This is a genomic window from Sphingobacterium alkalisoli (assembly GCF_005049105.1).
GTDB classification, from domain to species: Bacteria; Bacteroidota; Bacteroidia; order Sphingobacteriales; family Sphingobacteriaceae; genus Sphingobacterium; species Sphingobacterium alkalisoli.
In genome coordinates this window covers 691815-713247 of the sequence record NZ_SUKA01000001.1, presented here as the reverse complement: position 1 = coordinate 713247, position 21433 = coordinate 691815, and the positions used below count along the sequence as shown (strand labels likewise).

The window sequence follows — 21433 nt, the reverse complement described above, 5'->3', positions numbered from 1 at the left end:
AGGAAGTATGACGTATTTTTATTTAGGATATACATGTATCGCCACGCCGCCACTTTTCTTTAATTCAAACAGTTGGACAACTGTCGCATCTACCTCGATCTTTAACACACCTACTTTTGTTCGTGTATTGACCTCATCATCATCTACATAAACCTCTGCCATATACTTTTTACCTTGTTCCAGAAAATCGAAAGGCACAGTAATCTTTTGGGAATCGTTATTGCCGATGGCTCCGATGAACCATTCCTCGCCACTACGCCTAGCCATCGTGATGTATTCACCAATCTCTCCATTGAGCACCTTCGTGTCATCCCAGACTGTTTTTACCTTGTCAAAAAACGCTATTTCCGGTTCGCCCTTGTAGTGGATTGGTTTATCATACCAGTACAAAAACTGCAAGGGACTGTAATAAATTACCGACAGCGCCAATTGATGGGCTCTAGTCGTTTTAATGCGATTATTGTAATAACATAGCGTATAATCGCCGGCACCAGCCAAAAACCTCGTAAAAGGCAATATCGTATTGTGGGTGGCATCCGGCATCTCCTCATTTCCTCTAATACCTTCCTGGGTAAGCATATTAGGATAAGTGCGGCTGAATCCTGTGGGCCGGTACTCGTCGTGGATATCCACTAAGAGCTGGTATTCTGCTGCCTTCTTCACCGCATCGTGCAGCCAGGTAGACCACCGGTTTGAGCCGACCTGTACAAACCCAAATTTGACCCCTTTCAATCCCCATTTTTGGTAAAGCGAAAAAAGTGTATCCAGATTACCATACAACGCCCGTTGATTGACATACACAAATATCCCTATGCCTTTTGTAGCTCCATAATTGATGATCTGTTGCATGTCAATATCGCGGTTTTCCACAACTTTTGTGGCGTCCGAATTGACTTTCATTTCTGTTCCGTACCACCCGGCGTCTAAATGCACATATTGCAGTCCACGTTCTGCAGCAAAATCAATACATTCCATGGCATCAGCTGTCGTCAGGTTTGACCGTATAACTTTACCGGGTTTGATCCAAGACGTATTTTCGATCACATTTGGTGCATTGAGATTAAGCACAATATCGTTGTTTTCGATCAATTGCCCAGGTTGTTCGGCAGCCATAATTAAACGCCATGAGGTCGAAAACGGACTAATAGCATCTACGTTATCGTAAATAGATGCTACTAATGTATTTTTCTTAGTAGGATGTAATTTAAATTTTGTGCGTGCATAGTCTATCATTTGTGCTTCTAATAGCGAGACATACAAACCGTTTTTCAACTTTAGGGTTAAGGGGCGTTCACTTTCATCTTTCCAATCTGCTAATTGCTTCACCGAGTAAGGGCCCTGTGCCCATCGCTCATAGTAGGCCAACGCGCCAGGTTCAAAGGCAAATTCGGTCTGCTCGCCCACGATATGCAGAAATAAGCCGTTGCTGCTTTCCGGAAAATGATAGCGAAAGGCCACACCTTCGTCAAACGTCCTGAAAACTAGGTGCATTTCGTAGCTACGCCGCTTATCATAGCTAGTACCATGTTGTCCTTCAGCTAATGAATTTCCTTCTCCAAACTTTGTGAACTTCAATACCAGCTCGTTATAATGATTCCGTACCTTCTGTCGCTCACCATATAATGGCTCCCAACTATTTTTTATCTCTTCTCTTGATTCAGATACAAAATCCAGGTTTTCACACCACCACTCCGAGGGGTCGTTTTCTATACCAAGTGCCGATTCAAACAATTGGTTTTCCAAATGTATTCCGAGAGTGGAGGACTTGAGAATATTTTTCCCTTTATAATCTATCGAATAATATAGTTGTCTTTTGTCCGTCGCCGTTTCATATTGCGAAATATGGACAGTATACTGGCCATCTGGAGAGTTCAATTGCCAATTATGCAGACTTCTACCCGATTGGGCGGCCCCGCGAGTTAAGCTAGTCAAAAAAACAAATACAAATACTAAATACTTCATCTAAATAAAATTAATACTATTTAATTCCCATTTCCTACTAAATCTGTTCTAAAACCCATATCGGCGGTCACTACAAAATTTGTAAATGTACTCCGTCGTTAATTAATTCGTATAGTTTTTGTATTTCAACAATGCCTCCAGATAATAATAATCAGCGTAATTGATGGACGTATTGATCTCCGTACCCCCAGGTAAATGTCCCGTAACATGCTTTATTAAGGCACTGTTCTTAGAACCGGATTTATAGGAGCTGCTGAGCGCATTCAACATACCATTCGCCTTTTCCAAATAGACTTCCCTTTTTTGGGGCTTCACATACTGGGAGAGTTCGTAGAGTGCCGACGCTACGACAGCCGCCGCAGACGCATCCCGGGGAGCATCAGGAATCTTCGGGTCATCAAAATCCCAAAAGGGTATCAAATCATCTGGCAAACGATCTAGATACACATCTGTCACTTTTTGGGCAAAATCCAAGAATTTAGGATCCCTGGTCTCACGATATACCATGGTATATCCGTATATCGCCCAAGATTGTCCCCTTGCCCACAGACTTTCATTAGCTATTCCCTGGTGAGTAATCTGCTTGCGTACTTTACCTGAATCTTTGTCATAAATCACGACATGAAAGCTAGTGTGATCTTTTCTAAAATGATTCTCCATGGTCGTTTCGGCATGTCTTACTGCTATATCGTATAACGAATCAGCCCCTCCGTTTTTGGATGCCCAGAATAACAGTTCCAAATTAATCATGTTATCGATAATAGTGTTGTGGTGCGGCCAATCCATATTCGGAACAGAACGCGGCCACGATAGGATCGTCCCTACTTTAGGATTGTAAAGAGTGGCTAAAGAATCTGCCGCTGCAATAATCACCTCCTTGTAGGATGTATCTCCTGTTAAGCGATACGCATGACCATATGAATTAAAAATCTGAAAACCGATATCATGGTCGATGACAGGCTCGTATGCCAATGGCTCAAGTTGCATTGTAAAGCGATCAGCCTCGTCACGTAAACCTATTTTTCCAGTTAGCTCATACGCATACCACAACTGCCCAGCCCAAAAGCCACTTGTCCAGTCCTGATAACTTACAAAGCGCCAGGTCTTCCCGTCTTCCCGTATATTACGTGGAATATTGGGCAATGACTCCGGTATTTGTGATATGGTTGATTGAAGTTGATTGACAATATATTCATTTTCAATAGACGTGTTCATTGGAACTCTTCTATCACATGCGATAGATCCAAGAAGTATAGTAATTGCTAAAAGCTTCTGCACATTAAATTTTAAATTGATTCCCATATAGTATTATTGTATTCTCTTTTCTGTCTCGGTTAAAAAACTCTTTCTTTATAAAAGATAGCTCTTTCCAATACTTTAGTTGTAAGAGTCTATCTTTTTAATTAATACAACACCTCTATAGCCCTAAGAACTCGGCCAGTTTCTCTTTACTTTGAAATGTTCTTATCCAATATATCTTATAACCTGTAGCGGGGTCTGCTGCAGGGATATCCGCAATTTTAAATTGAAATGTCGTGAAACTGATTTCTTCATTCGTACGTACAGCACCACTTCCCAGACTTAAGGTAGACATATCCCAATAATAAACACGCTGATCGGCATAATCGGTCGAGTACTTATTGAAGCCATTACCAAATGATCCATTATTGGTATCAAAGGTAATACGTGCCCCTTCCGGTTTGTCCATTTTCATCGCGATGATTGGGTAGTTACCCGTGTGTACTTTCACTGGCAAGGTCTTTTGCATCAGATCAGAACGTTTATTACCTGAGGTTTGGCTAAATGTTACCTGAAGTGCTCCTCCTCCTACAGACCATGCCGTAGGACTCTGCTGAGGTTCCCAACCCCAATTTTGTCCATCCATATTAAATACCCAGATTAGTGATCCTACTGGCGCTATCTTCTCCACCACGTTACCATAAAATTCAATTTCGGCAATATTACCATTCCCATTAGCTGTATAATAGTAGATATACCGATACTCTTCTTCCGTTTCTATATTGACTTCCGTATAGACACCTGTAGCCGGTGTTCCGTTAATCGTATGCAATACAGTATAGGTTGACAATGACGGATCATTAGACCCACGAATCTCACCACCGTTCATACGTGAGGCATGGGTGGTACGTGGCACATAGCGAACTGATTTTAAACTGGTAGCCTTGCCTTCTCCCAGGTCATAGCCTACATATCCTATGGCAGTAGGCCCATCTACAAATGTGGTGATGTCTCCATCTACCGCAGCTTGAATCGTCGTAGCAGCATTATTGCCCCAAGATCCCGTATGCCCGATCAAGGTACCGCCTATTTTTTCGATACCCACCATTAGGTACGGGCCGACTAAATGCTGCCCATCTACAACAGCTATAATACTACCTGACGGTACGTTTGGCGTTAGAAACCGGATCGCCGTTTCTTCTACCGCAATGATCTCAGCCTCATATTCCTCCGCACCGATAAATACCTGTATAAGAGAAATATCTGTTCCAAAATTTTCTCCGGTAATCGTGACTTCGTCCCCTTCGTTGGCCTTATCTGTACTGGCGCCGATAATCCTAGCCGATGGCATAAGGACAAAATCAGCCGCCGCTTCATCTTGCTTTCCGTAAATATCCACCGTGACTTTACCAGAAACAGCATTTTCAGGCACCAATACTTCAATTTTATTATTTTCTACCACAATCGGGTCTGCAGCTTGTATACCTCCAAAAAAAATTTTAACAGCCTTAATAGTCGTTCCAAAATCGGCTCCTTCAATGGTAATCGTACTTCCGATATAACCTTGTTTAGGATAAAAATCATCAACTATCGGAGCCGGATAAACAAACTCCCTAAAATTTGGCCCCTTCTCACAGGCGCCCAAAATAATACCGACAAAGAGCACCATGAAAATAGTAAGTCTTGAATGATCTAAACTTTTCATATAAGTATAATTTGTTTTTTAATTGCCATATGGAATACTCATGTGTGTTTTTGGAAACATAAGCATCTCATATTCTAACATTTTTGTTCCAGAACTATCAATCCAATGTATACATTAACGTACCAAAGCCCAACTGGTCAAAACCACCGCTATTCGGACCGTAATCACCGCCACCGCCTTCAGGGTGTACCGACTCCACACCTAATCCAGTGTATATGGCCTGTTTTCCTTTGATTTTTGTATAATGGTAATACGGTCCTGCCCATATGGGTCTATTTGCCCCCTTACCTACACTACTAATCTGTGTATGCACCTCGGTTTGCGCGCAATTAGCTGCCCATTTGCGTGTATATTCGTGAAAGGGAACCTCTAAATTAGCTACATTGTATTTTGCTACATACTCGCTAGCTTTTAAATACCGATTATCGTCCAGACCATAAAAATCATCTCCTTGATTCCATGCCAGTTGTGCGATGTGGCCAAGAATACCGATCACCATCACCGTGTGACCTTGATCACGACCACTTTCCTGGATTTGAGCTAAACCGTCATTCTCACCATCAAATACATGATTGATTGCCTTATACCAATTACCGTTTCCGTTGCCATTTTGTAAATAATCTACTGCGTAATTGTAAATAGATCGGTTGTCGGTCAGTATACCAATCGCCATCACAGAAGCCAAATTGACTAAGTCCCAATTCGCCCAATAATGAGAGTCACAGGTGCCCCAATGAGAAGTTAAGAAAGCCATATTCAGACTATAGAATACATCTTTCATCCATTTTTTATATGCTTCAAATTCTTCGATATTCCACCCTGGATAATCCCTGAGTAACTCCGCGGCTACAGCAAACTGATAGCCGTAGATTCCTCCGGCTAATGCCGTATTCGTGTCTCCACTAATTCTTTCACAGGTTGAGGCCCAGGCATTGAGGATATTAACAGCTGCCTGAGCATACGCATCGTCTCCTGAGATTTTCCATCTTAAAGCAAGCTGATAGGCCGCTGCTACATCGTTCATTGCTCTCGAGTAGTTGTCGGGATCTGGCTCTTCCCTGCTGCCCCCTCCACGCACCAGTTTCACTACTGGATTTGCCGTATAGGTTGCTTGTGCATGACTATTAGCGGTAAGCTTGTTCCATCCGGCCGTGATCCTTTCGTCACCAGCAGCGAGCTTCGTCTTAATGCGGGTAAAATCAGCTTCGGTATGCAGTCCACCTACATGCTCTATCGGAACCGAAGGCGGCAACGTATCGATCTTCAAAACCGCAACAGGATCCTCCGTCTTATTTATATCTGGCCTAACAATCTCTGCCACTTCGTAGGCACAACCTGTTGTGATCATTGTACCTGCCACCATTGCCAGGACACTTTTTCGAATATTAATTTTAAATATTTTCATAATCTACCGATTAATTCTGTGTAAATGATTTCTTTTAGTATCCAGGGTTCTGTAACAGTGCATTATTCAATACTCTTTGCTGTTCTGGTATCGGGTACAGATAATGTTTCGCTGACACGGAATGGTTAATGGAGCTCGAAACAACGACACATTTCAGCATACCTTCGGGTGTTTCCACTTCTTCCTCACCCCAGATGTACGATGACGGAACATATGCCGCTGTTGGATTTCCGGATGCATCCTTAAATGGTGTGGTATAATTGCTACCGTTACCGACTACTCTGCCCAAACGTGAAGGATTCAAGGACTCTTCAAGGATTCCCCAACGTTTCAGGTCATCGAAACGTTTACCTTCACGATATAATTCTACAGCGCGTTCTCTTCTAATTTCTTGCAACAGGTCCAGATTATTCGTTGTTGCTAATGCATTGCTCAAAGAAGCCACATTGGCCCTCATTCTCAGTCTATTGATCGAATTATTTAACTGCGCGTCTGTAATGGATCCGTTCAACTCATACAAAGCCTCTGCATACGTCAGATATACTTCCGCCAGACGGATAATCGGCCAGTTGGCGGATTCTTCATTGTCTTTTCGGCGGACACCGTGCCCCAGTACCGCGTACTTACTGTTACTATAACCACTAAATCCCTGACCTCCAAAGTTTAGGACAACAGATGCAGGTGCCGTAGCAGACCCATACAGGTAGTTCAGCAAACGCAAATCCCTGCTTTGGAATTCGGAGTTTACGGTATGATATCCTTGAAATAAAGATGATTTCTCTGGAGGAAGACCGTCTGTACAGACTACCATATCCACAAATTTGCGACTCGGATAAAGCTGCCAAGATGTCCAGGATATATTCATACGGGACTGTCTCAATGTAAAGTCGTAAATACTGTACAAGATAAATTCCTTATTACTTGTTTTATCATACCCCCCTGGATTGGATTCTTCGTCTTCCAGGTTGAACAAATACCAGGAACTCATATTTGTCATTTCTGAGTCGCCATTCTTATTCCACAGTTCATATCCTCCCTGATTGATAATATCCTCGCATTGTGCCACGGCATCTGTCAGATATCTATTTACATTTGCAGGATCATATCCTGCTGTACCTCCCCCTTTTGTAACACCATCTCCATCAAAAGATTGGCCGTTATATTTTTCCCAAGTGGCTTCGTACAGTTGCACCTGTGCTTTTAATGCTTTTGCCGCCCATTTGCTCACTCTTCCTTTATCCTGTGTCGGAATATTTTGTTCAGTAGGTAATTGATCTATAGCGTTGTCCAAATCAACTAATATCTGTGCAACTACTTCATAGCGGCTATTGCGCTTCCCGTACAGTTCTGGTGAATCGACATCCAATGCTGTCGTAACGAGCGGTACGCCTCCATAAGTTTTAAGCAGGTTAAAATAATTGTAAGCACGAAAGAACAATGCCTCCCCCACATGTTGCGTAATATTATCCGCACCTGTATAAGCAGCTGCTTTTTCCAAAAGGATGTTGCAGGTGCGAATACCTCCGTAATCCCAGCTACCTCCCCCTACTGCGATTGTTCCATAACCTTGTGCGTAGCCGTTGCTGTTGGAATTAGCGGAGAGATCTGAGCTGTTGTCCATATTTGCAAAACTCCATCCTTGCAATTGTCCATAGAAAGAAGCGGAAAAAGCTTTGAAATCACTTGCTTTCTTAAAATAGACCACATCCGAAAACTGGGCAGGCGGTTCAAGGTCAAGAAAATCACCCTGGCAAGATGACATGCCTAAACATAAGCCACCCAATACTATGTAATTGAATATCGTTTTCATTTTTTTATCGTTTCAGGTTATTAAAATCCAATATTTACACCAAAAGACCAGGTGCGAGCAAATGGGTATCCAGCACTGTCACCATCGGTAGCATTCTGTCCCGTTTCCGGATCAAAACCATCCTTGATAGTCGTTGCCTCCCAAAGATCGTTACCCGAGAAGTATACACGAACTCTACTTAATTTAGCTCTTTGAGTAAATTCCTTCGGCAATGTATAGCCTAGTACCAATGTTTTCAATCGGATATATCGGCTGTTCTGGAGCATAAAGTCGTTGTTGGCATAGTTCCATGCAGCCCTTGCCGGATAGGACGTCAAACGTGGAAAAGTGGCGTCCGTATTTTCTGCTGTCCATGTTTGTCCTAAAAAAGCAGGGTTTTGATTGGTAAAGATCCCTCGAAAAGGGTAGGCCATGTATCCATCGCGCATAATGTTCTGCTTTAAATGTCCTTGAAAGAACATATTTAAATCAATACCTTTCCACGAACCTCCCAAATTAAAACCATAGGTATAGTGCGGCCTACCATCTCCCATATACACCAAAGAACTAGCGCCATTTCCTACTGCTGTGATATTACCTGTGCCTGCCACATCTACTTTCTTGGTATCTCCTGGGCGAAGCGTCGTCTGCGGATTATCTGGGCTCATAGCAGCTAACGTCTCACTACCACCATATTTAGCATAGTAAGCATCCACATCAGCCTGATCTTTGAAGAAACCATCGGTCTTGTACAGGAACCAGGACTGCCATGGAAATCCGTTGACAATACCGTTACGTCCTGCGCCAAACGAATCTGCATTTTCAACACCCTTTACCAACGTGTTGGCATCGCCTATATTGAAGGAGACATTGTACGAGAAATCTTCTTTTCTCTCTTTCCAGCCAACGACAATTTCCCATCCCCGGGTATTAAAATTACCACTATTGGTTCTAGGCGCTGAGCCACCTAATACGGACGGGTAGGTCACGCCGACCAACATGCCGATATTTCTCTTCTCGTACACATCAAAGGATGCTGTCAGACGATTTTGTAAAAATCCCAAATCCATACCGATGTTCTGCTGTAAAACGGTTTCCCATGTACGGGTGTAGCTAATTAAGCCGGAGTTTGCCAAGCCGGATGCTGTCTGTTGAGATGCTGGATTTCCAAGTACAGCTGTACCCGTATTGATCAATGAAATATAATCAAAATCGGCCAAGCCATCGGCTGCATTACCAGTAGATGCATAGCTCGCTCGGATCTTACCGAAATTCACAATATCACTTAAGGAACTCATAAAATTTTCCTTAGAGAACACCCAGCCTGCCTGTACAGACCCAAAGTTTTTAAATTTGTAGCCTTTTGCAAATCTGGAATTACCGTCCATACGACCAATTAATTCCAATATGTATTTTTCGTCATAATTGTAATTTAGACGGGATAAATAAGAATAGCGTCCATTCAGTGATTTACTCCCGCCGTTTGTCTGTGTTTCAGCAGATCCCAGACTAATATCATAGATGCCTAGATCTTCAAAGCCAACACGGTTTGCGCTAAGGTTTTGCGAACTGAATTTCTCTGCATTGATACCAGCCATGACAGAGAAATTATGTAGGTTATGGAACGTCTTATTATACCTAACCAGCGCCTCATAATACTGGCTAAAGCTGGAATATGCACTGGCAGCAAAAGCATTATTTGTGCCATCTGTATTGTACGCATAATTCGCAGGTACACCGTACCAATTGTATAATTGGACTGGAACTACGTAATGTTCATGTGTGAATCGTTCATTTTGAACCGACGCTAAACCTTCAACAGAAATGCCATTCCAGATATCATAGGTCGCTCTCAGGTCTGCCCGTCCTGTTAACGAATATTTATCATACCGGCCAGCATCCGATGTAGTTGCTGCTGCATTCCTGATAGCCCCTCCGTCGATTCCGTTAAAAGGTGCAAGCCATTGTCCTAGTGGGTTTTTTGCAGGGTAGAAAGGCATGTCAAAAGAGTATAAAATATTTCCCAATCCACGTGAAGGCATACTCGTATTCGCATTGACAATACTCACGGACGATTCTAACTTAAATTTATCAGACACCTGATAATTGTGATTAAAACGTGCGTTGTATTGCTTCTGACCGTCATAGGCTGTAGCCAGATTACCTTGATTGTCCGCATAGCCTAATGAGATGCGATATCCAGACTTCTCCGTGCCACCGGCCAAACTTAGATTATGTTGATAGGAGTATCGGGTTGCAAACATTTCTTCGATACGGTTTGCATTATAGATATAGAAATCTGTGTTAAATAGATCATATTTTCCTTCGTGGCCTTGTGCCATCTTATTCAAATTTTCTTCTCCCCAGATCCACCAATTCGGAGAAACCTCTTCTTTGTTTGCCTCAAGCCATATCTGCGCATATTCCTGCATACTTGGTGAATAATTGACCAAGCCGTTGGTATTGAAACGGAAATTACCGGTGTAATCTACAGATACTTTTCCCTTGCCTTGCTTAGTTGTCACTAAGATAACGCCGTTTGCGGCCCGTGAACCATAGATCGCAGCTGAACCATCTTTCAATATCGTCACGTTTTCGATGTCATCCGGATTCAGGTTTTGAAAAGCATAGGCATTCAGCGCAGGTACACCATCGATAATGATCAATGGATTTGATCCATTTACTGAAGAAGCACCCCGGATAGCCAGATTCAAGCCCTCATTGCCTGGACGTGGCGATGTACGGGTCACAACCAATCCTGGAGTCTGCCCTTGCAGGGCTAATGCTACATTAGTAATGGCACGATTCTCAAAAACCTCTTTGCCCACTACCTCAATTGCACCTGTTAGTGTTGCCTTTTTCTGCGTACCATAGCCTACCACGACTACTTCTTCCAGAGCATCCCCATCTAGCGCAGTAAGAAATATCTGCATCGAGGCGGCGCTCCGTTGGGTGAGCCGCCCATAACCCAGATAAGAGAATGCAATTATTTTATCCGGTGATATATTTGTGAGTTCAAATGCTCCCTTTTCATCGGTGCTCGTCATCGCTGTACCGTCAACTATGACACTCACACCTGCTAACACTTCTCCTGACGAAGCATCTTTCACCACGCCGCTTACTTGTCCCTGTTGTGAAAAAGCCCAGTGAGGTAGAAAAAGTGCATAAACAGCAAGGAGTAGAGTTATAAGACTCTTTCTGATTTTATCTTGTTTGTTCATAATTTAAAATTTATTTTTGGGTAAAAGGTTCACTGACATGAAATAAGTCGTTTTTTTAGTTGTTTATAAATTGATTATTTTGAAAGTGTAAAATGAAGCACTCTAGTCACTTTTTAGGCTAGAAATTTGGAATCAATGAATTTCTATTCACCAGCCGATACGTATTAATTTTTCTTTCATTATTTGAATGTATAAGTTTATAATGTTGACCCATCTTAGGGATTGGTCATTGGATTAAGACAAAAGTGTATCTTTATTTGAACTATGGGTAGGTCATTTTGTCTCATAAAAATAGTCAATTTGTAACCCTACACTTAAACACCTCATTTACAGGTATAAAAAATATAAGTTAACAGGATCTTGTATATAAAAAAACATCAATGACAAAAAATCATTAATCAGATTTTATCACTATTTCTATACTCAGACGGTGTGATTCCGAAAGTGTCCTTAAAATGTTTGTTGAAATATTTTTGTGCGTTGAAACCGACCATATAAGCAATTTCTGTTACGTGTAATTGGCTATCCCGTAACAGCTGTGCAGCACGCTTCAGTCGGATAGCACGTATGAAATCGGCGGGGCTTTGACCCGTAATAGACTGTAGCTTACGATACAGATGTCCGCGGCTCAGACCGATGTCTTTTCCGAGATCTTCTACGCCATATTGTGGATTATCCATGTTACGCTCTACACTTTGCAAAGCTTTCTGTACCAATTCTTCATCCAATGAATTGATGGTGATACTACTCGGCGTCACCTCAATGGTCGTGTGGAACAGTTTCTTTCGCATTTCCTGCTGCTCGATCAGATTTTCGATACGGGCATGCAGCACATCATATACGACCGGTTTCGAAAGGTAAGAGTCTGCTCCTGCAGCATATACAGACATCCTGACTTCGTCAGACATCTTAGCCGTAAGCAGGATAATAGGGATATGGCTCGTCTGCAAATTATGCTTTAGCTTTTGGCACATGCTGATTCCGTTAACTTTCGGCATCATCATATCGGAAAGGATTAAATCCGGTTCTACCTCTATTGCCAGCTTTTCGCCTTCATCTCCGTCGGCGGCTTCGATCACCTGATAGTATTTGCCAAGTTCAGATTTCAGGAATTTCCGAAACTCAAAATTATCCTCTACAATAAGGATCTTTTTGTCCTTCAATTTTCCATCTGGGTTATCGCTCTCCTGTTTATTCTGTTCCACAGATAGAACAGAAGGGACACATTCAGTTGTCAAATCGGTAGGCAACCATACCGTAAGAGACGTTCCTTTGTCCACCTCACTTTGGACAATAGTACGCCCCTCATGAAGTTCGACATACTCCCTGACAAGATAAAGGCCTATTCCACTTCCCCCCTGTTCGTTAATTTGATTTTTTGCTTGCTCAAATCGATCAAAAATCATCGGTAGATCGCCGTCGGGAATTCCGCATCCTGTATCCGAAACAACAATCTCTACATAATTACGACCTGAAGAATGGCGTAGGACGACAGATATTCGTACTTCGCCACCCACAGCTGTAAATTTGAAAGCATTGGACAAGAGGTTATTCATCACCTTTACGATCTTGTCTTTGTCAAAAAACATATAGATCGGATCATCGGAGCCATCAAAGCTAAAATTGAGTCTTTTGCTTTCCGCTATTGGTTTGAAAGTGGTATAGATACCTTCAAGAAACTCAACGATATCTCCGTGGCTAAGTCGTAACGTCTCCCCTCTTACCTCTAGCTTTCGAAAATCGAGCAATTGGTTGACCATGGAAAGGAGATCTTTTGAATGTCTATAAATCGATAGCAGCTTATTTTTCAGATCAGCGTCCTTTACCTCTTTGGCCAACAAGTCGAGTGGGGTCATGATTAGTGACAAAGGTGTTCTAAACTCATGACTAAGATTGGTAAAGAAATTCAGCTTGAACTGATCCAATTCTTCCCTTTGAATCTGTGCTTCTAGCTCTCTCTGACGAATAATCTTCTCTTGATTCCGCCGATTAAAATAGTGGATTATTGCCATTACGGCAGTCACCAAAAGCAACATATAAAGAGCCTTAGCCCAGATTGTTGCCCAAAAAGGAGGATTAACGACGACTTTGATCTCTGTGTATTCGTCACCCCATACCTTGTCGCTATTGGCTGCGTATACCCTAAAAATATAGGTTCCCGGAGGTACGCCTGTATAATTGATTCGTCCTACCCCGTCAACTTGTACTTCGACCCAGTCCTGGTCATAGTTCTCCATTTTGTAACGTAGATAAGAACGGGAAGGATGTACATAATTCAACCCGGCAAATTCCAACGTTATGAAGTTTTCATTGTACTTCAGTTTGATCTCATGGATTTGATTGATAGGTTGCTCAAATAAAACTCTACCATTATATTGATCTCCAGCTTTGATCGCATGATTGAACACACGAAAACCGGTGAAAATAGGTTTGTGGTTGCTTGTATTATAAACAAGTAGGCGTGGATTGAACATGCTGATACCATGCACGCCTCCAAAGTACATAGTGCCATCCGCTGCATATACGGAAGCCCCTGTGTTGAAACGTCCGCCCTGAATCCCTGCTCCGTCTATTTGTCCGAAATTCGTAACCGAAAAGATATAACCATCTTCATTTTTGTTTACGGCTATCTTGCTAATACCGTTCATGGTCGACACCCATATATCCCCTGTGGCGTCCTCTAGTATAGCCGATACGGTCTGGTTGGGTCGGTCGTTATGCACGGGTATTTCATAGAGCCTTTGGTTGGATTCGTCCCATACTTTCAATCCGTCTACGCTGATCCAATGTAGTTTTCGGCGATCGGGATAGATAAAGTTAAACTCTGCACCGTGCGAATTTATGAGCGATCTGTAAGACGGAAACCAAACACTGTCTTTTCTCACATTGTAAAAGTAAAGCTCTTCAGCAGCAACAGCGATTGTCTCTTTATCCATCTGGGAAAATGTAAGCCCCAGTTTGAGGTTCTTGATTTCAGGATGTCTCTCGTGTAGGAACTCAATATTTCCATTATTTGGATCGAAACGGCCGACACCACCATAAACACTCACCCACAGTTGTCCCAGGTGATCCTCTATCATCGTTCTTGCGCTGTTGGGGTTGGGGCTGGCATGTATGGATACGCCTTTCTTCTCGTACTGCCGTACCTTACCATTTTCAATACAGAAAATACCGTTGTGAAATGTGGGGATCCAAATACGCCCCTTACTATCTCTATAGAGCCACATACAAAGCTTTCCTTCCAATTCCCGATAAACGGGCTCCATTTTAGCCGAATGCGGAAAATAGCGAAACAATCCGTTAATCGTGCCAATAAGAAGGGTACCATCAGGTTCTTCGAGAAAACCGCGTACATTTTCATTCGTAACCGGACTATCATGTGCTATCGTATGCAATAAGTGTATTTTCCGCATACTCGCGTGATAGTAGCAAACTCCCTGAAACAAGGTGCCCACCCAGACTCCATTGTCGTCATCTATATAAAGCGAGCTTATGTCGTTTACCAAAACACCGCCAGAAGTCAAGGGCATACCTACGAACGACTGTACAGTCCGACCCAATGCTTGCACGATACGTATTTCAGACTGGGAGGTTCCGATCCATACGTCTCCATTCTTATCAACATCCATACAAGTAAAGAAGTTGGATAATCCAGAAATGCTGCTAACCATATCCCAACGATCTGATAATGAAGAGTAGAAAAACAGATCAGTGTGGTGCAGAAGCCAGAGATCTCCTTTTAGGGATCGACGAAGGACTAAGGCATGTGATGCTTCATTGATCTTACCGACCAACCTTTCATCCTGAACAATAACCTTTTGTGTCTTATAGCTCCACTTTTGGAGCAATCCTTTGGAGTAGAGAATCCATAAGGTGTCGCCGTCCTGCTCAATTTGACGAGGTACACCAAACTTTTTCATATGGTTATTATCTACTTTTGGTAAGGAGATCAGTTTTCTCAACGCAATATCGTAATAAGAAAGATCGTTTTCTTCGGAAAGAAACCATAGGTTTTTTGACTTGTCGATAAAGAAATCGGCCAGCTTATTCTTCACGCCATAGGACGTGATCACCTTTTCGATGTTTTCAACAAATTGGTTGGTCCGTAAATCAAATAACTGTAACTTTTGCTTTCGTTTAAGCCATAACCTATTCAGACCGTCGACATATTCGTGCTCGTAACCCGTATGTTGCCAAGTATAGTTTGACCTACCGGTTTCCCTAAAATAATCAAAAGTTGCTCCATTGTATAAGTTAAGCATCGATTGCGTCCGAATACTTATTCTTCCGTCAGGGAGACTGTTAATCCCTTTGATCACATTGTCTGATACGCCGGTAATAGCATCAATATGTCTAAAAACAAACTGATTTTGGGCGATTGCATAGGAGCATAAAACATAGTAGGCAACAAATAGCAGAACCTGTCTCCAAAATTTCATTCTAACAACTTTTCGATTTTATAGTGTGTTTATCTATGGTCTTCGATTACAATATAGAAATAATACTTAGTAATGTAAAAATAACATTAAATATTATGAGGGAGTTTTCGTCAAGTTCGGAGAAGGTTCAATTTCAAAAAAAAAGCATCCCAGTGGATGCTTTTTGTGGGAGATACTGGGTTCGAACCAGTGACCCCCTGCTTGTAAGGCAGGTGCTCTGAACCAGCTGAGCTAATCTCCCGAATGCTGTTTGTGGAGAATACTGGGTTCGAACCAGTGACCCCCTGCTTGTAAGGCAGGTGCTCTGAACCAGCTGAGCTAATTCTCCTTTTGCTAATTGCGTGTGCAAATATAGGTCTTAATTTTTAGTTTCAAAATATTTTACAAACATTTTTTAACAGCCCACACACAATCAACTAACATACAATTACATATATTTTAGTCGTAAAACTTCCAAGAAACCCCAAAACGTAAGTTAGCCGGGTTCATCGGATATCGCCGTACGGTATAATACCCTTTGGGATAGATATATTGATTCACAAAGTTATAACTGATAAACAAATTTACACGTTTAATATTTGCTGTAGCCCATACATCTACAATAGGATAAGTAGAAAATTCAAGCCCTACATTATCGTTATAAAACTGTCCGGCATTAATCGCGTAGGAAGGAGTTCTAAAAGGTGTATTAAACCTTCCATCCAATCCAATTCTGAAATCCAAAACCTTATATGCTACATCGCCGTAATACAGACTATGCCAAGTATATAATTCGGGAGTTGCCAGTACATCCATTGCATCCGATTTTTGATATACGACCAAGTTATCTAAATGGAACTTCCCGAATCTAAAATTTTGCCCTACACTGACCTTTAATAAATTGAGGTTGCCATATTGAGCTGGCTCGATCAACTTTTCTATCCGCTCATCGTCATTCGGATTAGCCACCTCTTTAAAGTAGAGGTAATTACTAATCAAAAAATACTCCGCTTTCCCCGAGAATCCAATTTTGTCATTTTGGTATTTAAAGGATAAATTTTGCGTCTTCTCCTTATCGAGGTTACTCGACCAGGTGTGGTAGGTATAATTCATCCTTGAAAACGTCATTTCAGGCGATTTATTCTGCGAATACGCGCCAATGGAAACCCGACCGATCTTGTCCCCTACAAATACATCCGCATCTGCTTCATAGAGAAAATCACCCACATTTCTTCCCAATACAATTTGGTTTACCGCCAGTTTGAAATTTACCCTGTTGCTAAATTGATAGCTCAGATCTCCTTTAACGGCACTATTTTGAAAGAAATCATTGGACAGGCTGTCTTCATACCAAATCAGGTCATTTTGGAATCCAAGGTTTAATTTAGCTTCATTTTTTAACAAGGACTTATTCCGCAGGTAAAAGGCATACGTAAACTCATTTGATATGGTCGTAATCTTGGTGGTATCACGTACTAGCTTCGTATTACCAAAGGGAAAAGCGTCATATTGGTCATCTTCATTCTTAAAGAAAACATACTTTCGCTGTCTGATAGAGGAATTGTGTGCAAATGAATTTGTTGGATGGATTTCCATCTCGGGCAGGCCTGCATTTAGGGTATCTAACCTGCCAATATAAAACGATTGGCGTAAAAACAATCCGTTGTCCAGCCATTTATTATAAGGTCTGTTCGCTTGCTGTCCTGTAAGACGAGTCGTCACACCGGTTAATGAGGTGAGATTTTCATCTCTGAAAAGGCTATCATTGATAACCGAACCATTTTCGGTAGCGTCGATTTTGTTAAATGCAGCATTTACCAGCATGTTATAACGTCGATTTGGCGACTCATACCATGAAAAAACAGATCCTTTACGATCTGCATAAGTCTGATTAAAAAAGTAACCGTCTGTATTTGTTGCTTCGTACTGTACCCCCACGTTCCAATGCGGGTTGATATTTTGTGCCAGTTTCGCCTTAAACACCTGGTCATCAAAAAAGAATCCGACGGCATAAAGCTCTGAAAACCTTGCTCTGGCTCTATAATAGATCACCGAATCAGAGGTCAGTAAGTACCTTTCCAATGCATGAAATCCCGGCTGGAATCCGATGGACTTATTGGGATTAAAAAGCAGATCTCTCGTTGCCAGACCGTACGATCCCAAATGTATACTCGGGTTCCAAGGGTGATTCTGCGGATTGTAATATTGAAAATTATAATGTGTGGTATCGATCTGCTTGGTATACGACGCATTTTTCAACATATTCAACGTTGCATATCGAACATATTTTGCATTAAAAATAACCGAATCCTTTTTATTATCTTCCAACGCACGCGCGGAGTCCAACGCACTACTAAATTCCTCATCTTCTTGCGCATACGCTTGCGAAGTCATGCCCAACAACACGACAACACTAAAAAGAAAGGGCATCAAATACTTCATGTAATCTATTTATTATCCAGCAAACTTAGAGAACTTGCCGTTTATATGCAAGTCGCACAAGTAATATAAAAGCCCCTCCTGATTAACGGTAATCATCGACCGTTATTGCAACGCAATTAACTCCTTCAATATCGCGGTGAGCTTTGGCTCAGCTTCATTGGCGACTGCCACAATTTCGGCTAACGATACCGGCTTTAAATCCGCATGATACCCTTCGTCGGTAATCACGGATATAGCGAAAACGGGGAGCCCCATATGATTCGCTACAATTACCTCCGGCACTGTACTCATTCCTACGATATCCCCCCCTATTATCCGCATGTACCGATATTCAGCCTTGGTTTCCAAATTCGGGCCCGGTGTAGCGACATACACCACTTTATGTGCTATAATATTTAGCCTATCGGCGATATCCAGGCCCTGTCGCAACATCACTTTGTCGTACGGCGCACTCATATCGGGAAACCGCGGACCATAATCAGCATCGTTAGATCCTCGCAAGGGATTATCCGGTAAGAGATTAATATGATCATCTACAATTCCGATATGCCCTTTTTGGATTGTGGGATTTAAAGATCCTGACGCATTCGATACAAACAGCTTTTCTATGCCAAGGGCTTTCATGATCCGAACGGGAAAGGTGATTTCCTGCATATCATATCCCTCATAATAATGCAGACGCCCCTGCATCGCTACTACATTTCGACCATTTAATTTACCAAAAATAAGTTTACCGGAATGAAATTCAACTGTGGAAATTGGAAAATTGGGGATATTCGCGTACATAAGTTGATGCGTTATCTCGATTTCATTTACCAGCTTACCCAGGCCAGTACCCAGTATAATTCCAAATTCGGGCTTAAAGTCGCCTATTTTACGGCGTATAGAAGATACAGTTTCGTTTATTAAATGATACATGCGTGCAAAAAACTAAGACTCAAACTTAGATAAAGTTGCTTACGTATACAACTATATTTGCTTGAAATAAAAAAGCACCCTATCCATCAATGTCTATCTTCACGCTCAACTTTGATTCCTAAGGGGAAATTTTGTGAATAGGAGAAATGAAGGCTTATTTCAAACACATTTCTTTACTGGTTCTAGATTGTATTCGCAAACATTATTATCCGTATTTTTTCATTTGCCACTCGAGCCGTGGCGAGGCTCGTACTTTTTTTCATTTTTTATTTGTATTCAATGGCATTCAAGAGACCTCTTCGAGGGTTGTCTTGCCAAAAGTACGCAAAAGCGTGTCGCTCGAAACTTTTGGCCGTAGGGATAGTGCATCCACCTGCTAATGCCAAAATTTTCACAGGCGACATTTGTCGGGTATGTAAGGAAAGTGCTTTGTATTGTTTTTAAACTACAGTACAAGTTAAAAGGACGACCTAGGTCTATGTAGCGTTAATAAAGCTTTGGATTTGCGTTAAGAACAGATCCCCGACGCGTAACGTCCTTGGAGCTGTTTAGTAAATCCAAAAGCTTTTAGCGTAACATTGACCCAGTCTTGAATTATCCTTCGGATGAGCTCCCTGTCGGTCGGTTTTGTCAAACTTTTTTTCAAGAAAACCCTCAAAGAGGTCTCTTGAATTCCTTTTAAAACAAATGATTAATGAAAAAAGTTTGGAGCCCTGTCGTGGCAGCGACGGAAAGGTAGTGCGATGGGAAATTTCAAATTGATTAAATTAAACCCTCCTTCTAACAGCTAATCTCAAGAGCAACGTTAGGCTTCTTACCGAAGAGAAGCTTGCTTTTCCAGAGACATCTTTCCAGGAGATGTTAACGCTAACAGCAAAGCGGTTATCAGCGCATTGTACATGATCAGCTCAAATCCGATTCGATACGTTGTGTGGGGTATAATGTAATACGTATTCAACAAAAACAGTAAAACAGGAGATAGCACACAAAAGAAAGGCACTAATTTATCATTCACCTGCATTTTGGTCAGAATACCAAAAGCAAACAAACCTAGAAGCGGACCATAGGTATAACTTGCCGCTGTGAATATGGCGGTGACGACCGAGTCATCATTTATGATCCGAAATCCCAAGATTACCAATAGCATAATGAAGGAAAACACGAGATGCACGATATTTCTAGAACGCACCAATTTAGGATCGTTCGGATTTTCCTTTTTATTGAAGTTGAGAAAATCAATACAGAATGAGGTTGTTAACGCCGTAAGCGCCGAATCTGTTGTAGCAAAAGTCGCTGCCGTCAATCCCATCATAAAGATGATCCCGGCTACGAGTGTCAAATTATTCAATGCAATCTCAGGATACAAATAATCCGGTGTGCGCAATGCACTGATATCAATTCCTTTCTCGCCCACGTAAATATACAGCAATGCACCCACTGCTAAGAAAAACAAGTTGATTACAACAAATATCCCGGTAAAGGTCAACATGTTTTTTTGCGCTTCACCGATGGTCTTCATACTTAAATTTTTCTGCATCAGGTCCTGATCCAATCCGGTCATCGCAATGGTAACGAAGGCTCCACCGATCATATGTTTCCAAAAATGGTTCTTATCGCCCAATAGGTTTTCCCAGATAAAAATCTGAGAATACGTACTGTCTTTTACTTTTTCAAAAGCTTCAAAGACCGAGATTCCCAAACCATCCGCCATAAAAAAGATGGAAAGTATCACGGCTAATAATAAGAAGAACGTCTGTAACATATCCGTAATAATTATGGTCTTTAACCCTCCCTTATTTGTATATAGCCATATCAATAACAAACAGACTGCTACCGTTACGGCGAAGGGCACATTCCACGCATCAAAAATAAATTTCTGAAGGATAATTGCTACCAGGTATAAACGAAATGCCGATCCAATCGTACGGGATATCAAAAAGATCATTGCTCCAGTTTTATAGCTCCGATGTCCAAGTCGCTCTTCCAAATAGGTGTAGATAGACGTTAGATTCATACGGTAATATAGTGGAAGTAGTACGTAGGCAATCACCAAGAAACCCAGTGCATTTCCCAAAACGAACTGAAAATAACTAAAATTGGAGAGTCCTACGGCTCCAGGTACAGAAATGAAGGTTACGCCAGAGAGGGCTGTTCCAATCATTCCAAAGGCGACCATATACCATTTCGAATTCTTGTTTGCAACGAAGAACGTAGCGTTATCAGACGATTTTTTTGCTGTAAAGTGCGATACGCTTAACAGCACACCGAAGTAAACGACCAAGAATGCGAGAAGAGTTATAGGAGACATTTTTACAAAATCAAGATTAAAAAACT

The 21433-nt window shown here is 41.8% G+C and carries 10 protein-coding genes and 2 tRNA genes; all 12 read right to left on the bottom strand.

The annotated features are described in order from the left end of the window. Window positions 1-18: 18 nt before the first annotated feature. The 12 genes from FAZ19_RS02610 to FAZ19_RS02555 all read right to left on the bottom strand — a co-directional run bounded on the left by FAZ19_RS02610 (window position 19) and on the right by FAZ19_RS02555 (window position 21407). Window positions 19-1962: a glycoside hydrolase family 97 protein gene (locus tag FAZ19_RS02610; protein WP_136819036.1), complete on the bottom strand. Its 1944-nt coding sequence runs from the start codon at window positions 1960-1962 to the stop codon at window positions 19-21. 102 nt (window positions 1963-2064) lie between these two features. Further along, window positions 2065-3177: a glycoside hydrolase family 88 protein gene (locus FAZ19_RS02605; RefSeq protein WP_244927451.1), complete on the bottom strand. Its 1113-nt coding sequence runs from the start codon at window positions 3175-3177 to the stop codon at window positions 2065-2067. Between the two features lie 202 nt (window positions 3178-3379). Next, window positions 3380-4906: a DUF4979 domain-containing protein gene (locus tag FAZ19_RS02600; RefSeq protein ID WP_136819034.1), complete on the bottom strand. Its 1527-nt coding sequence runs from the start codon at window positions 4904-4906 to the stop codon at window positions 3380-3382. Between the two features lie 97 nt (window positions 4907-5003). After that, complete coding sequence (locus tag FAZ19_RS02595; RefSeq protein WP_169305545.1) at window positions 5004-6311, bottom strand: alginate lyase family protein; 1308 nt, start codon at window positions 6309-6311, stop codon at window positions 5004-5006. Between the two features lie 34 nt (window positions 6312-6345). Next, window positions 6346-8121: a RagB/SusD family nutrient uptake outer membrane protein gene (locus FAZ19_RS02590; protein WP_136819033.1), complete on the bottom strand. Its 1776-nt coding sequence runs from the start codon at window positions 8119-8121 to the stop codon at window positions 6346-6348. A 20-nt stretch (window positions 8122-8141) separates the two neighbouring features. Then, window positions 8142-11321, bottom strand: coding sequence for a SusC/RagA family TonB-linked outer membrane protein (locus FAZ19_RS02585; RefSeq protein WP_136819032.1), 3180 nt, complete (start codon window positions 11319-11321; stop codon window positions 8142-8144). Window positions 11322-11719: 398 nt separating this feature from the next. Beyond that, the gene (locus tag FAZ19_RS02580) at window positions 11720-15760 is read right to left on the bottom strand and encodes an ATP-binding protein (RefSeq protein WP_136819031.1); all 4041 of its coding nucleotides are present in this window, start codon (window positions 15758-15760) and stop codon (window positions 11720-11722) included. A gap of 166 nt (window positions 15761-15926) precedes the next feature. Continuing rightward, window positions 15927-16001 (bottom strand) — tRNA-Val (locus FAZ19_RS02575). Window positions 16002-16013: 12 nt separating this feature from the next. After that, window positions 16014-16088 (bottom strand) — tRNA-Val (locus tag FAZ19_RS02570). A 110-nt stretch (window positions 16089-16198) separates the two neighbouring features. After that, window positions 16199-18181, bottom strand: a complete 1983-nt coding sequence (locus FAZ19_RS02565) for a putative porin (RefSeq protein ID WP_136819030.1) — start codon at window positions 18179-18181, stop codon at window positions 16199-16201. Window positions 18182-18283: 102 nt separating this feature from the next. Beyond that, a complete protein-coding gene (locus FAZ19_RS02560; protein ID WP_136819029.1) occupies window positions 18284-19099 on the bottom strand; it encodes a purine-nucleoside phosphorylase in 816 nt (271 codons plus the stop codon). 814 nt (window positions 19100-19913) lie between these two features. Next, window positions 19914-21407 carry a sodium:solute symporter gene (locus FAZ19_RS02555; RefSeq protein ID WP_136819028.1) on the bottom strand — a complete coding sequence of 498 codons (1494 nt, stop codon included), beginning with the start codon at window positions 21405-21407 and terminating at the stop codon, window positions 19914-19916. Window positions 21408-21433 lie beyond the last annotated feature (26 nt).